Annotated in this window: 12 protein-coding genes and 1 pseudogene; 7 read left to right on the forward strand and 6 right to left on the reverse strand. The window is 69.3% G+C overall.

Annotated elements, in window-relative coordinates; translation table 11 throughout:
- Positions 1 to 30 precede the first annotated feature (30 nt).
- Complete coding sequence (locus HDA40_RS25920; RefSeq protein WP_253763815.1) at positions 31 to 714, reverse strand: TIGR03089 family protein; 684 nt, start codon at positions 712 to 714, stop codon at positions 31 to 33.
- A gap of 170 nt (positions 715 to 884) precedes the next feature.
- Here HDA40_RS25920 and HDA40_RS25925 point away from each other — a divergent pair, with 170 nt between their 5' ends.
- The 3 genes from HDA40_RS25925 (at position 885) to HDA40_RS25935 (ending at position 4,443) form a co-directional block, all read left to right on the forward strand.
- Positions 885 to 1,994, forward strand: coding sequence for a glycosyltransferase family 4 protein (locus tag HDA40_RS25925; RefSeq protein ID WP_253763816.1), 1,110 nt, complete (start codon positions 885 to 887; stop codon positions 1,992 to 1,994).
- 183 nt (positions 1,995 to 2,177) lie between these two features.
- The gene (locus HDA40_RS25930; RefSeq protein ID WP_253760156.1) at positions 2,178 to 3,287 is read left to right on the forward strand and encodes a mannose-1-phosphate guanylyltransferase; all 1,110 of its coding nucleotides are present in this window, start codon (positions 2,178 to 2,180) and stop codon (positions 3,285 to 3,287) included.
- Positions 3,288 to 3,639: 352 nt separating this feature from the next.
- Positions 3,640 to 4,443, forward strand: coding sequence for an ArsR/SmtB family transcription factor (locus tag HDA40_RS25935; RefSeq protein WP_253760157.1), 804 nt, complete (start codon positions 3,640 to 3,642; stop codon positions 4,441 to 4,443).
- A gap of 129 nt (positions 4,444 to 4,572) precedes the next feature.
- On the opposite strand, the pseudogene HDA40_RS25940 reads toward HDA40_RS25935, so the two are convergent.
- Positions 4,573 to 5,394, reverse strand: a pseudogene (locus HDA40_RS25940) (coenzyme F420-0:L-glutamate ligase); the annotation flags it as partial.
- Positions 5,325 to 6,335, reverse strand: coding sequence for a 2-phospho-L-lactate transferase (gene cofD / locus HDA40_RS25945; protein ID WP_253760158.1), 1,011 nt, complete (start codon positions 6,333 to 6,335; stop codon positions 5,325 to 5,327). The pseudogene HDA40_RS25940 and the gene cofD, both read right to left, overlap by 70 nt.
- Positions 6,336 to 6,397: 62 nt before the next feature.
- Between cofD and HDA40_RS25950 the strand changes: the two genes are divergently transcribed.
- Positions 6,398 to 8,956, forward strand: a complete 2,559-nt coding sequence (locus HDA40_RS25950; protein WP_372502965.1) for a bifunctional FO biosynthesis protein CofGH — start codon at positions 6,398 to 6,400, stop codon at positions 8,954 to 8,956.
- 292 nt (positions 8,957 to 9,248) lie between these two features.
- Positions 9,249 to 9,506 carry a WhiB family transcriptional regulator gene (locus HDA40_RS25955; protein WP_253760159.1) on the forward strand — a complete coding sequence of 86 codons (258 nt, stop codon included), beginning with the start codon at positions 9,249 to 9,251 and terminating at the stop codon, positions 9,504 to 9,506.
- Positions 9,507 to 9,711: 205 nt separating this feature from the next.
- Here the strand turns inward: HDA40_RS25955 and HDA40_RS25960 are convergent, their stop codons facing one another.
- A complete protein-coding gene (locus HDA40_RS25960; protein WP_253760160.1) occupies positions 9,712 to 10,071 on the reverse strand; it encodes a DUF3499 domain-containing protein in 360 nt (119 codons plus the stop codon).
- A 108-nt stretch (positions 10,072 to 10,179) separates the two neighbouring features.
- Between HDA40_RS25960 and HDA40_RS25965 the strand changes: the two genes are divergently transcribed.
- Positions 10,180 to 10,626 carry a metallopeptidase family protein gene (locus HDA40_RS25965; RefSeq protein ID WP_372502966.1) on the forward strand — a complete coding sequence of 149 codons (447 nt, stop codon included), beginning with the start codon at positions 10,180 to 10,182 and terminating at the stop codon, positions 10,624 to 10,626.
- 306 nt (positions 10,627 to 10,932) lie between these two features.
- On the opposite strand, the gene HDA40_RS25970 is transcribed toward HDA40_RS25965, so the two are convergent.
- Together HDA40_RS25970 and HDA40_RS25975 are read right to left on the reverse strand one after the other, a co-directional pair.
- Positions 10,933 to 12,282 (reverse strand): aspartate aminotransferase family protein, encoded by a 1,350-nt coding sequence (locus HDA40_RS25970; protein WP_253760161.1) that lies wholly within the window; start codon positions 12,280 to 12,282, stop codon positions 10,933 to 10,935.
- Between the two features lie 82 nt (positions 12,283 to 12,364).
- A complete protein-coding gene (locus HDA40_RS25975; protein ID WP_253760162.1) occupies positions 12,365 to 12,841 on the reverse strand; it encodes an Lrp/AsnC family transcriptional regulator in 477 nt (158 codons plus the stop codon).
- Positions 12,842 to 13,056: 215 nt separating this feature from the next.
- On the opposite strand from HDA40_RS25975, the gene HDA40_RS25980 reads away from it, so the two are divergent.
- Entirely contained in the window at positions 13,057 to 14,289 is a 1,233-nt protein-coding gene (locus HDA40_RS25980) for an ABC transporter substrate-binding protein (RefSeq protein WP_253760163.1), read from the forward strand.
- Positions 14,290 to 14,293: the final 4 nt, after the last annotated feature.

Genomic DNA, 14,293 nt, shown 5'->3' on the forward strand with positions numbered 1-14,293 from the left:
AGCCCGGCGGAGCTGCAAAAAAAACATGAGCTAAGGCCGCGAAACGAGGACCGCTCGTTCCACCACCGCCCGCTTCTCCAAAGTGGATGACTCGGTGTGGGCGGACAGCACGAGGGTGCAGCCGGCGACGAGCGGGGCCACGAGCCAGTCGACCACGTCGGGGTGGTCGTCGATGGCCAGCAGCACGCGGGATCCGGCGGTGAGTCCCATTGCTGCGGCCCGGGTGGACGCGAATGAGACGAGTGAGTCGTGCGTGAATGTGCCGAGGGCGAGATCCGTGCCGGCCGGGCGTGGTCCGCTGTAGTGGTCGCCGTGGACACGCGCGGACGACACCCAGTCTTGTACGCCCGGGGCCAGGTCGCGTACGGGCAGGGCGAAGGGGTGCAGCCCGACGGCGAAGACGTCTGGCGCGTCGGCGGTCTCACCTGGGCCGACGAAGGCGACGTCCAGTGGCGACTCGGCCGAGATGGAGAGTCCAGCCGTCCACACGCTCAGGTAGAGCGCCGCGGTCTGCCAGTGCGGGGGCAGCTCGATCGCCGCATTCGCCCCGGGGCCGAGGCCGCAGCCGTCGACCAGCAGGTTCGCGGTCTTGGACACCCAGTTGGCGAGGGTCGCACCGGAGAGTTCCGTCCGTTCGCCGGTGGCGTCGTCGTACCACGTGAGCAGGGGACGCGCCGGATCGGCGGAAACGGCTGCCAGGAAGGCGGAGGACATCGTCGACACATGGTCACGCTAACTCACGCACTTCAGCCAGGTGTCGCGTCGCGGACCCGCAACCGTCGACGTGCGGGCGTAAGGTAGAGCCGACATCTGTGATGCGGCGCACAGCGATTGCCAACACAGCGATTTCATAGCGCCGCGGCGAAGGAGTGACAGTGGCCCGCGTGCTCGTCGACGCCACCAGCGTTCCAGCCGACCGGGGCGGGGTGGGGCGCTACCTGGACGGTCTGCTCGGCGCCCTGGTCGACACCGAGGGCATCAGCGTCGTCGCCCAGCGCACCGACGTGGAGCGATACCAGCGGATGTTGCCGCTCGCCGACGTCGTCGGCGCGCCGGCGGCGGTCGCGCATCGCCCGGCCCGGCTGGCCTGGGAGCAGACCGGCCTCCCGCTGCTGGCTCAGCAGCTCGGCGCCGACGTCCTGCACTCACCGTTCTACACCTGCCCGTTGCGCGCGACCTGCCCGGTCACGGTGACGGTGCACGATGCGACCTTCTTCACCGAGCCGGAGCACTACGACGCCGCGAAGCGGACCTTCTTCCGCAGCGCGATCAAGACGTCGCTGCGCCGAGCGGCCCGGGTCATCGTGCCGAGCAAGGCCACCCGGGACGAGTTGATCCGGCTGCTCGACGCCGATCCCACCCGCATCGACGTGGCGTACCACGGGGTCGACCCGGAGGCGTTCCACGTGCCGTCGGAGTCCGAGAAGGCTCGCGTACGCGCCCGTCTGGGGCTCGGCGCGGGTGACTATCTCGCCTTCCTCGGCGCGAAGGAGCCGCGGAAGAACGTGCCGAACCTGATCCGCGGCTGGGTGCTGGCGGTGAAGGAGCTGCCGAACCCGCCCGCGTTGGTGATCGCCGGCGGTTCCGGGCACGACGACGAGATCGATCGGGCCGTTGCCGAGGTGCCGGCCCACCTGCGCCTGCTGCGTCCCGGCTATCTCCGGTACGCCGACCTCCCCGGTTTCCTGGGTGGGGCGGCGGTGGCGGCGTACCCGAGTCATGGTGAGGGCTTCGGCCTGCCCGTGCTGGAGGCGATGGCCTGCGGGACGCCGGTGCTGACCACGCCGCGGCTCTCCCTGCCCGAGGTCGGCGGCGACGCGGTGGCGTACACCGGTGAGGATCCGGATCGGATCGCCAAGGATCTGCTCGCGTTGCTGGAGGACCAAGCTCGCCGCGTTACCCTGGCGCAGGCCGGGCTCGCCCGGGCCAAGGAGTTCACCTGGGCGGCGAGCGCCGAGGCGCATCTGGCCGCTTGGTCCCGAGCTGCGAGATAGGGCAAAACCGCGTAAATTGTGGGCCACGACGCGAATGCCGTCTCGCGCCGAGCGCTGTGCAGCGGCCGCGAGCTGGTGAACGCGCCGGTGGGGGAGGCCGTTCGGCGCTGCCCACCGTGAGGCGAAGATTACTGCCCTGGAGGGAGCCGCATGGCGGATGGTCGAACCACGGAGAATGGCGCGATGTTGCATGCCGTCATCCCCGCCGGGGGCAGTGGAACTCGGTTGTGGCCCCTGTCGCGGGCGGCGAACCCCAAGTTCCTGCACCCGCTGACCGGGACGGCCGCGACGTTGTTGCAGGCCACCGTGTCGCGGCTCGCGCCGTTGTCGCCGCCCGCGGACACCCTGGTCGTCACCGGGGCCGCGCACGCCACATCGGTCGCCCGCCAGCTCCCGGACGTGCCCGAGGCCAACATCCTCGTGGAACCGTCGCCACGCGACTCGTGCGCGGCGATCGGGCTGGCCGCCGCGGTGATCCAGCTCCGCGCGCCCGGTGCAGTGATGGGTTCCTTCGCCGCCGACCATCTGGTACGCGATGAGGCGGTCTTCGTCGACGTCGTGCGGCAGGCAGTGGCCGGGGCTGAGCAGGGTCTGCTGATGACGGTCGGCATCCAGCCGACCCATCCCGAGACCGGCTACGGCTACCTGCACTGTGGCGAGGTCGTCTCCGGTTCGATCAGCCGAGTCGTCGAGTTCAAGGAGAAGCCCTCACAGGAAGTGGCCGAGGAGTACGTCGCCTCCGGCCGCTACTTCTGGAACGCGAGCATGTTCGTCTGGCGTACCGACGTGTTCCTGGCGGAGCTGAGCCGGCAGCAGCCGCAGCTGCACGCGGGCCTGACGAAGATCGCCGCCGCTTGGGACACCGACGACCGGGAGCGGGCGCTGCTCGAGATCTGGCCGGAGCTGCCGAAGATCTCGGTGGATTACGCGGTGATGGAGGGCGCGGCGGCGCAGGGCCTGGTCGGCACGGTGCCGGGCGACTTCGGCTGGCATGACGTCGGCGACTTCCACACCTTGTGCGAGGTGCTGCCGCCGGACGGGGACGGCAACGTGATCCTGGGTGAGCGCAGCGACGCCGACGACGACGTGACGGTCAAGGAAGGCGTGATCCTGCACGATGTGGCGGACAGCCTGATCATCCCGACCACTGGCCGGATCGTCGCCGCGCTCGGCGTACGCGACATGATCATCGTCGACACCCCGGACGCCGTCCTGGTGTGCCCCCGGGATCGGGCGCAGGAGGTCAAGAAGCTGGTGGACTCCCTCAAGGAGCGTGGCTCCGAGGTGCTCTGACGCCAGCGTCGCGGGCAGGTTCACGAGCGAGCGGTGTTCCCCCGAATCACCGATCGCCCGTGTCCCCGCCGTCCCGACATCCTGCCGTAAGGGTTCCTGTCAGATCACCGTCTTTCAGTCCTGGCCGAAACACCCTGGTCGGGTGGGTGGGTAGAGTCTTTCTTCAACGCCCCCGTCCGGCTGGTGGAAGATGCTGCGAATCCACTTCACCGGCGCCGACCTCGCGCGTACGCGGCTTGCCTCGGCGCCGGACCCGCTGTGGGAGCTCAGTCTGAGCATCCACTTGCTGCGATCGCGCCGTCCGGACCTTACTCTGGGTGATTGGCGACGAACTGTTGGTGATCGTCTGGTGATGGGTGGACAGGATCGAGCCGAAGTCGATCTGCTGCTCGAACTGAACCCACCGGTCGGCTACTTCCCCGACTTCCTCACCCCGGCCGAGGGCCGGACCGGGTTCTCCGCCGGCGTCGACGCCCTGCTCCGTACGTCCCGTCGGCTGGTCCGGCGCGACCTCGACCTGCTCGCCCGGCACGCCCGGCCGTCACCGGCGGCGACCGACCTGGTCGGAGCCGGTGGGATGAGCGGGCTGCGCCGGTCGCTCGTCCGCTATCGGGAGGTCGCCCTCGACCCCATCTGGTCCCGCGTACGCACAGCGGTCGAATCCGACCTCGTCCAGCGTCGCCGACTGTTGGCCCACGAGGGGGTCGACGGGCTCCTGGCCGGGCTGAGCGCGGGCGCCCGCTGGACCGGCGACGCGATCGAGATCGAGTCCTACCGGGGTGAGCGCGAGCTGCATCTGAACGGCCGCGGCCTGACGTTGGTCCCGTCGTTCTTCAAGGCGCCGGGTCGCCCGATCACCCTCGTCGACGAAGCCCTGCCGCCCGTGCTCGTCTACCCGATCGACCGGGCGGGCGGCGAGCTGGGCCGGCCGAAGGCGCTGAGCGAGCTGATCGGGCGTACGCGAGCCGCCGTGCTCGAGGCGATCGCGCACGGCTCGACGACCGGCGAGGTCGCCAAGAAGCTGGCCATCTCGCCCGCCTCGGCCAGCCAGCACCTCACCGTGCTGCGGGACTCCGGCCTGGTGATGAGCGTCCGGGAGGGCAACCGCGTCCGGCATCTGCCGACCGTGCTCGGCCGCAGCCTCCTCGAAGCCTGACGGACATTCCGCGTCGCCCTCCGCGCCCGTTTTGTCCGCGCTGGATCAGGGTTCCGGGTCGGATCCTGGACCAAGATTCGACCGAGATCCGTGATCCAGCGCCGAAGGCGACCGTCAGGGGAGCGGGGTGGTGCGGCCGAGTTCGATCGCCTCGGCGGTGCCGAGCGAGAAGAGGTCGTTGGCCGCGTCCCGGACGAGCGTCGGCACCACCGGTGCGGCGTCCGCCGTAGTGGCGGTCAGGTAGCCCCGGATCACCGCCACCGGCACCTGGTCGATCTTGCCCTTGACCAGCTCGGCCGCGGCCGCCAGCTCGTCCACCACCGCCATCTGGGTGATGTGCAGCTGGTTGCCGTGCGGATCGGTCTCGCCCCGGTGGTCGCGCAGCGGCTCCAGCCCGGCCGAGCCGAGGGCGACGTCCGTGAGGCCGTTCCGCCACGGGCGGCCCATCGTGTCGGAGACGATCACGGCGACGTCGAGCCCGCGTTCGAGCAGGTCGGACCGCAGTGAGCGGGCGGACGCGTCCGGGTCCTTGGGTAGCAGCACCAACTGTGAGCGCTCCACATTGGAGGCATCGATACCGGCGCTGGCCATGACGAAGCCGTGGTGGGTCTGCACGATCCGGGTATGCCCACGGGTGGCGACGACCCGCGCCGTCTGCGATTGCAGCGCCGCCTCCCGGGCGGCTTCCCGGTCGGGCCCCTCGGTCGGGACGGGGACGAGCGCACCCTCGGCCTTCGACACGATCTTGCTCGTGACCACCAGCACGTCGTTGTCCTGCAACCAGGGCGCGGCCCGCATGATCAGCGCGGCGAGGTCGTCACCGGGGCGTACCTCGGGAATGCCGCGAATCGGGAGAACGGCGTAACCGCCGTCGGGGAGGGTCACGCGACACCTCCGGCGGTCAGGGCGGCGCGGACCATGGCGGCGGTGGCGTCCTCGTCGGTCATCCATAGCGGAGCCGATCGGACCGTCACGCCGGGGACGACGATCCCGGCGTCGCTGGTGTCGACCAGCCAGGCGTCGAGGATGCCGCCCGAACCCCGGGCGCCGTACGCCCCGCCCACGGCCTGGGCCGTGCAGTCGACCCCGATCGCGGCGAGGCACTTGTCGGCCATGCCCCGGACGGGCGCCCCGGCGATGATGGGGGACACCCCGACCACCGGACCCCGGGCGGCCAGCAGCGCCGCGCGTACGCCGGGGATGGCGAGCACCGGTGCGACGGAGACCACCGGGTTGGACGGCGCTATCAGGACGACGTCGGCGTCGGTCAGCGCGTCGACCACGCCGGGCGCGGGCGCGGCCTGCTCGGAACCCACGAAGACGAACTTCTTCGCCGGGATGCCGGCCCGATAGCGGACCCACCACTCCTGGAAATGCATGGCGTACTCGCCGCCCTCCAGCGCGGCGGTGGCCGTCCCCGAGGTCACCAGCCCCTGGTCGGCGGCGTCGGCGGCGGAGATCACGACATGCGTCTCGACCTTGTCGTCGGTCGCCGGGATCATCCGAACGCCGGGCTGCCAGCGCCGGTTGAGCGCCTCGGTGACCTGGGACAACGGGTAGCCCGCCGTGAGCATGACGCTCCGGGTCAGGTGGGTGGCGATGTCCCGGTCGCCGAGCCCGAACCACTCCGGGCCCAGCCCGTACGCGGCCAGCTCCTCCTTGACCGTCCAGGTCTCCTTCGCCCGGCCCCAGCCGCGTTCGGCGTCGTTGCCGCCGCCCAGGGTGTACATCACCGAGTCGAGGTCGGGGCAGATCCGCAGGCCGTGCAGGGTCACATCGTCGCCGACGTTGACGATCGCGGTCACCTCGCCGCCGATCGTCCGGGCGTACGCCCGGACGCCCTGAAGGAAACGAGCTCCGCCGATGCCACCGGCGATCACCGTCATGCGCATGGTGCCATCCTCTCTCACGTCACCGAATCGGTCGGCCGGGCCTGCACCGGTAGGGGTGCCGAGTGTCCAACGGCAGTAGGCTGCTGCTCGTGGCGCAATCTTCAGGGGGATCCTCAGGCATACGGCGCGCGCTCCATCGGGCGCGCGAGGGGAGGCAGCTCGATCGGACCGAGGCCGAAGTCCTGCTCGGCGCTCGGGGCGAGGACTTGGACGCCTTGCTGGCCGTCGCCGGGGGCGTACGCGACGCCGGGCTGGCCGAGGCCGGCCGGCCGGGGGTCGTCACGTTCTCCAAGAAGGTGTTCATCCCGCTGACCCGGCTCTGCCGTGATCGTTGCCACTACTGCACCTTCGCCACCGTCCCGCATCGCGTGCCGAGCCCGTTCCTGGAGCGCGACGAGGTCCTCGAGATCGCCCGGCAGGGGGCCGAACAGGGCTGCAAGGAGGCATTGTTCACGCTCGGCGACCGGCCCGAGGACCGGTGGGAGGCCGCCCGGGACTGGCTGCACGAGCGCGGCTACGACTCCACACTGGACTACGTACGCGCGTCGGCGATCGCGGTGCTGGAGGAGACCGGGCTGCTGCCGCACCTCAATCCGGGCGTACTGAGCTGGGCGGATCTGCAACGGCTCAAGCCGGTCGCGCCGAGCATGGGGATGATGCTGGAGACCACCGCGACGCGATTGTGGTCCGAGCCGGGCGGCCCGCACTACGGCTCGCCCGACAAGGAGCCGGCCGTCCGGCTGCGCGTCCTGGAGGACGCCGGTCGGGTCGGTGTGCCGTTCACCACGGGCATCCTCATCGGGATCGGCGAGACGCGGGAAGAGCGCGTCGACGCGATCTTCGCCATGCGCCGCGTCGCCCGCGAGTACGGCCACATCCAGGAACTCATCATCCAGAACTTCCGCGCCAAGCCGGACACCGCCATGCGGTCCGCGCCGGACGCCGAGATGCTCGACCTCGCCGCCACCATCGCGGTCACGCGGCTGGTCTGCGGCCCCAAGACGCGCATCCAGGCCCCGCCCAACCTGGTCGAGGCGGCGGGCGACTTCGAGCTGCTGCTGCGGGCCGGCATCGACGACTGGGGCGGCGTCTCACCCGTCACCGCCGACCACGTCAACCCGGAACGCCCGTGGCCGCTCATCGACACACTCGCGCGGCACACGGCCGCGGCCGGCTTCCAGCTCCGCGAGCGCCTGACCATCTACCCCGGGTACGCACAACGAGGGTTGGCCGGCGAACCGTGGCTGGATCCGCGCCTGCACGGTCACGTGGCCGCGTTGGCTGATCCGGCGACCGGGCTCGCCCGGGAGGAAGCCCTCCCGATCGGGCGGCCGTGGCAGGAGCCGGAGGAGGTCTTCTCGGCCGGCCGCACCGACCTGTACGCGGCGGTCGACGACGAGGGGCGCACCGGCGACCGTCGGTCCGACTTCGACAGCGTGTACGGCGACTGGACTGTGCTGCAAGAAACGGTGCTGCGCGACGGTCCCCAGCCCGTGCCACTGCTTTCGGCGTACCCGAAGTTGGCGGCGGGACTGAAACGGGCCGCGAGCGACCCCGCGAGCCTGCTGGACCCGCGGAATCAGAGCGAGGCCCTGGCCTTGTTCGCCGCGGAGGGTGAGCGGCTGGACGAGCTGGCCGCGATCGCGGACGGCTGGCGGCGCGAGGCCGTCGGCGACGACGTGACCTATGTGGTCAACCGGAACATCAATTTCTCCAACGTCTGCTACGTCGGCTGCCGGTTCTGCGCGTTCGCGCAACGGGAGCGCGACGCCGACGCCTACCGGCTCAGCGTGGACGAGGTCGCGGACCGCGCCGAGGAAGCGGCCCGGCTCGGCGCGACCGAAGTCTGCCTGCAAGGCGGAATCGACCCGAGACTTCCGGTGGAGATCTACCCGAACCTGATTCGAATGATCAAGGAACGGGTACCAGGGTTGCATGTCCACGCCTTCTCCCCGATGGAGATCGTCACCGGTGCCGCCAAGGCCGGCGTGTCCGTCCACGACTGGCTGGCGCGGTTGCGCGAGGCTGGGCTCGACACCATTCCCGGCACAGCCGCCGAGATCCTCGACGACGAGGTCCGATGGGTCCTGACCAAGGGCAAGCTGCCCGCGGCGGCCTGGATCGACGTCGTCTCCACCGCGCACCGGCTGGGCATCCGCAGCTCGGCCACGATGATGTACGGGCATGTCGACCACCCTGGACACTGGCTGGGCCATTTCCGTGTGCTGGCCGGGATCCAGGACGACACCGGCGGCTTCACGGAGTTCGTGGCGCTGCCGTTCGTCCACACCAACGCCCCCATCTACCTCGCCGGCATCGCCCGCGCCGGAGCGTCCTGGCGGGAGAATCGCGCGGTCCACGCGATGGCCCGGATCCTCTTGCACGGTCGGATACCCAACATTCAGTGTTCGTGGGTCAAGCTCGGCGACGAGGGCACCGCGGCGATGCTTCAGGGCGGCTGCAACGACCTCGGCGGAACGCTGATGGAGGAGACCATTTCGCGAATGGCCGGGTCTGAGCACGGCTCCGCGCGTACGGTCGAGCAACTGCACGCCATCGCGGCCGCAATCGGACGTCCCGCGCGTCAACGGAACACCACTTATTCGTTGACTCCTATGTAAGGTGCGCCAGTTTGCGCCGCCGGATCAGAATTTCTTGGTACGACACGCCGAGAGGGCGTAACCAATCGGGTCGGCGAACCGATAGGGCAGTGGCGGGATGCCCCGGTACGAACGGCCCTGAACGGACCGTTGTCCTTGACGATGCCGACGCGAACTGCGTGTAATTCTCAGGGGTTGTTCTGGGGCGACCACCAGACCACGGCTTCCAGTTCGTGGTACGAGTGGATCACCGCAACAGGGCAAGAGGGGGGATGCGCCGGCCGGTCCGGCGCAGGTGAAGGAGGCTGGTGCGATGGACGGCCGACCCGTCGTCGCCGATCTGCTCGGCAATGCGCCGGAGTGGCAGGAGCGTGCACTGTGCTCGCAGACCGATCCGGAGGCTTTCTTCCCGGAGAAGGGCGGGTCGACGCGCGAGGCGAAGAGGATCTGCTCACGCTGTGAGGTCAAATCGGAGTGCCTGGAGTACGCACTGGGCCACGACGAGCGTTTCGGTATCTGGGGTGGACTGTCCGAACGCGAGCGTCGGAAGCTGAAGCGCCGCGCAGCTTGATAATCGTCCGGGCCGGGCGTCCTCGTCATGGGGGCGCCCGGTTCGCGTTTCGGTTAAGCGGTCTCGTCAGCGTTTCGGTTAAGCGTTCTCGTCAGCCGGGCAGGTTCCGCCAGTCGGGCAGGTCCTGTCAGGCGTGCGGCTTCGTCAGGCTTTGTCAGTTCGGCGGCTTCGTGATTTCGTCGGTTCCGTCGATTCGGCGGTTTCGTCAGTTCGGTGGTGGGACGGCGCGGAGGTGTCCGCGACGACCCGGGGTGGGGGGCAGGGGAGTGCCGTCTTCGGCGATCCGCGTGGCCGGCCGGGCCGCCTCGCGTACCGCCTCGGCTAGGGCGACCAGGTCATCCGTCGTCGGTGGCGGCGTCTCGAACTCGCCGTCGTGCCGGACGAGTTGCCAGCCGCGAGGTGCCGTCAAGTTCCGCGCGTGCGTCTCACAGAGGTCGTACGTGTGCGGTTCCGGATTTATCGCAAGAGGCCCGACAACTGCCGTAGAGTCCGAATAGACATAGGTCAGCGTCGCAACTGCCTGTCTGGGGCATCCGTTGCGAGAACAGCGTCGCGGTGACCTCACGGCCGCTGACGTTAGCGCTTCTCGCACTCCGTCATGGCCCCGACACGCGGAGAACGCTGTGGGTGAACTCGCTCTCGGTCAGCCGACCGGTCAAGCTAGGGTAGCTGCGTGACCGATCCCCGCCATCCCCGCGCCCGCCGCTCGCGTGCGCGACGCGATCGGCACGGCCGCGGCCTCCGGGGCCGACTGGTCCCGGCCAGCGTGCCGATGTCCCGGACGAAGGCCGAAATCTTCGACGACCTGGTGCTCGACACGGTCGAAGGTCTCGAACGGCAGTACAGCAAAGAGCTGGCCGGCGTCGAGTTCGCCGTCGAGGACGTGCCGCCAGACCTCAACGTCTACGACTCCGACGTGCTCGAAGACGGCTCGGTGCCGCTGGCCCGGCTGCTGCCCGGCCGGCCGGGGCGACACGGCGTACCGCCCCGGATCGTCGTCTATCGGCGTCCGCTGGAGTTCCGGGCGGGCGACCGGGACGACCTCGCAGAGCTGGTCCGCGACGTGGTCGTCGAGCAGGTCGCCAACCTGCTCGGGATGAGCCCCGACGACATCCAGTAACCCCGGCTCGTCCTGGCACCCTTTCCGCGCGTGCCCGCCGACCCCACCCGGTCGGTCCCGGTCGCCCGCCCGGAACTCGCGTGCCCGCCGACCCCACCCGGTCGATCATGAACTATCGGCCATGATCGACCGGCGTGTCGCGCACCGGACACCATGATCGATTCCTTAGCGGGCTGATCAACTCGCACGATTGTCGATCATGGTCGGCGGGGAATGATCAGGCTGCCCGGGACATGACACGCCGGTCGATCACGCACGTAAGTTCATGATCGCGCGGAAACAACGGGGCGGAAAGAACGGGACGGGCTAGAGGAGGGTCCAGGCGTCGGTCAGGACGCTGCGGAGGATCTGCTCCATCTCGTCGAACTGCTGCTGCTCCGCGATGAGCGGCGGGGACAGCTGCACCACCGGGTCGCCTCGGTCGTCGGCCCGGCAGTAGAGCCCGGCGTCGTACAGCGCGTGGGACAGGAATCCGCGCAGGATCCGTTCCGACTCCGCGTCGCTGAAGGTCTCCCGGGTCGTCTTGTCCTTGACCAGCTCGATGCCGAAGAAGTAGCCGTCGCCGCGTACGTCGCCGACGATCGGCAGGTCGTGCAGCCGGCTCAGGGTGGCCCGGAACGCGTCGCTGGTCGCGGCGACGTGGCCGACGAGGTCCTCCCGCTCGAAGAGGTCCAGGTTGGCGAGGGCGACCGCGCAGCTGACCGGGTGCCCGCCGAAGGTGATCCCGTGGGCGAACATCTGCTTGTCGCCCAGGAACGGCTCGATCAGCCGGTCTGCCGCGATCATCGCGCCGAGCGGGGAGTACCCCGAGGTCAGGCCCTTCGCCGTGGTGATGATGTCCGGCTGGTACGCGTACCGCTGGGCGCCGAAGTAGCTGCCGAGCCGGCCCCAGGCGCAGATGACCTCGTCCGAGACCAGCAGTACGCCGTACCGGTCGCAGATCTCGCGTACGCGTTGGAAGTATCCGGCCGGCGGGGGAAGGCAGCCACCGGCGTTCTGGACGGGCTCCAGGAACACCGCGCACACCGTCTCGGGCCCTTCCCGGAGGATGGCCCGTTCGATCTCGTCGGCCGCCCAGCGCCCGAACTCCTCCTCGTCGTCGCGGCAGAATTCGGGGGCGCGGTAGAAGTTGGCGTTGGGCACCTTGATCGCGCCCGGCACCAGCGGCTCGAAGTCCACCTTGAAGGGCGGTACCCCGGTGAGGCTCAGCGCGCCCATGGACGTCCCGTGGTACGCGACGTAGCGGCTGATCACCTTGTGCCGGAGCGGCTGCCCGACGCGCTTGAAGTACGCCCGCGCGAGCTTCCAGGCGCTCTCCACCGCCTCGGAGCCGCCGGTCGTGAAGAAGACCCGGTTCAGGTCGCCCGGGGCGAGGCCGGCGATCCGCTCGGCCAGCTCGACCGCCTTGGGATGGGCGTACGACCAGAGGGGGAAGTAGGCCAGTTCGCTCGCCTGCTTGGCTGCGGCCTCGGCCAGCTCCTGACGGCCGTGCCCGGCGTTGACCACGAAGAGCCCGGCCAGCCCGTCGAGGTAGCGCTTGCCGTCAGTGTCCCAGACGTAGCAGCCGTCGCCGCGGACGATCGTCGGCACGGCCGATTCGGCGTACGCCCCCATGCGGGTGAAGTGCATCCAAAGGTGGTCGGTCGGGTTTCCCATGCGACGGTTATCGCATACCGTTGCCGGTTATGGCAACTGAAACCGTGGCAACACACAAAGATCGCCACGAAATCCGAAGGGATCACGCGCCCCAGGTGTAGGTCTGCTTGCGCAGCTTGAGGTAGACGAAGATCTCCGCGCTGCTGACCCCGTCGACCGCGCGTACGCGCTGCATGATGGCCAGGAGGTGGTCATCGTCCCCCGCCACGACCTCCAGCAGGATGTCGAACGAGCCGCCGGTGACCACCACGTAGTCCACCTCGTCGATGGCCGCGATCTGGTCGGCGATCGCCTCCAGGTCGCCGGTCGTCTTCACGCCGACCATGGCCTGCCGGCCCAGCCCCAGCTGGAGCGGGTCGGTGACGGCGACGATCTGCATCACGCCCGCGTCGATCAGGCGCTGGACGCGCTGGCGGACGGCTGCCTCGGAGAGCCCGACGGCGCGCCCGATCGTCGCGTACGGACGGCGGCCGTCCTCCTGCAACTGGGCGATGATCTGCTTGGCGACGTCGTCAAGCAGCGCGTGGTGGGCGTTGTCGAGGTGTTGCCGAACCGCCATCGAACCTCCAGGGCCGAGTCGAACGAAGAAACCGCAATCCCGAACCGAGATTCTCGCGTAATCCGTTGTGGAAGTCGAGAACGACGACGGAATCCCGAGGCGGCTTCCGTGCAGGTCAAGCACGTGATGTTGGACATTCGCCGGAGTTACCACCGGGCTGGGGGAGGGCACTATATTTCGTGAGCCCCCGCACTGCCGTAGAGAAGGAACCTCAGATGCGCTCGTCTTCCCGTAAGCCTCTGTCCCCGGAGGCGAAAGCGCTGCTCGACGTCATGCCGACCCGGCGCGGGTTGCTGCGTGGCGTGGCCGCCGGCGGTGCCTTGGCCCTGACCGGTGGAGCCCTGGCCGCCTGTGGCACCAAGGCCAAGAACCCGACCTCCTCGGCGAGCAGCGCCGCCCCGGCCTGCACGGTCACCGATGTGTCGGCGCAGGAGCGCAAGCTGGTCTTCTCGAACTGGGTCGAGTACCTGGACCTCGACGAGAAGACGGGCAAGCACCCCACGCTGGACGCGTTCAAGGCCAAGACCGGCATCGACGTGACCTACCGCGAGGACATCAACGACAACGACGAGTTCTACGGCAAGATCCGCGCGCAGCTGGCCGACTGCAAGCCGATCGAGCCCGACCTCATCGTCTTCACCGACTGGCTGTCGGCCCGGATGATCAAGGCGAAGCAGGTCGCGAAGTTCGAGCCGACCAAGGTGGCGACGTTCCAGAAGAACCTCCTGCCGTCGCTGAAGGGCCGCAGCTACGACCCCGACAACGTGTACGCCGCGCCGTGGCAGTCCGGCTTCACCGGCATCGGCTACAACACCAAGGTCGTCAAGACCCCGGTCAAGAGCGTCGAGGAGCTGCTGACCCGGTCCGACCTCAAGGGCAAGGTCGCGGTGATGACCGAGCTGAACGACACCATGGGCCTGATCCTGCTGTCGCTCGGCAAGGACCCGGCAAACTTCACCTCGGCCGACTACGACGCCGCGCTCGAGAAGCTGAAGAAGGCCGTCGACTCCGGGCACATCCGCCGCGTGGCCGGCAACGACTACCTGCAGGACTTGGCCAAGGGCGACATCGCCGCCTGCATCGGCTGGTCCGGCGACGTGCTCGCGACCGAGGGAAACGTCGAGTACGTCATCCCCGAGGAGGGCCAGCTGTACTGGTCGGACAACATGCTCATCCCGATCAGCTCGACCCACGCCAGCAACGCGATGTCGTTGATCGACTACTACTACGACCCGAAGGTGGCGGCCGAGGTCGCGGCGTGGGTGAGCTACATCTGCCCGGTCGCCGGCGCCCAGGAGGCCATGAAGGCCGTCGACGCCGAGCTGGTCGAGGACAACTTCATCTTCCCGACGGACGCCGAGCTGGCCAAAGCGCACCCGTTCATGACGGTCGACGACGACGTCCGCAAGGACTACGAGCGTAAGTTCCGCGCCGTGATCGGGGCCTGAGACC

It is taken from the genome of Hamadaea flava (assembly GCF_024172085.1).
Taxonomy (GTDB): Bacteria; Actinomycetota; Actinomycetes; order Mycobacteriales; family Micromonosporaceae; genus Hamadaea; species Hamadaea flava.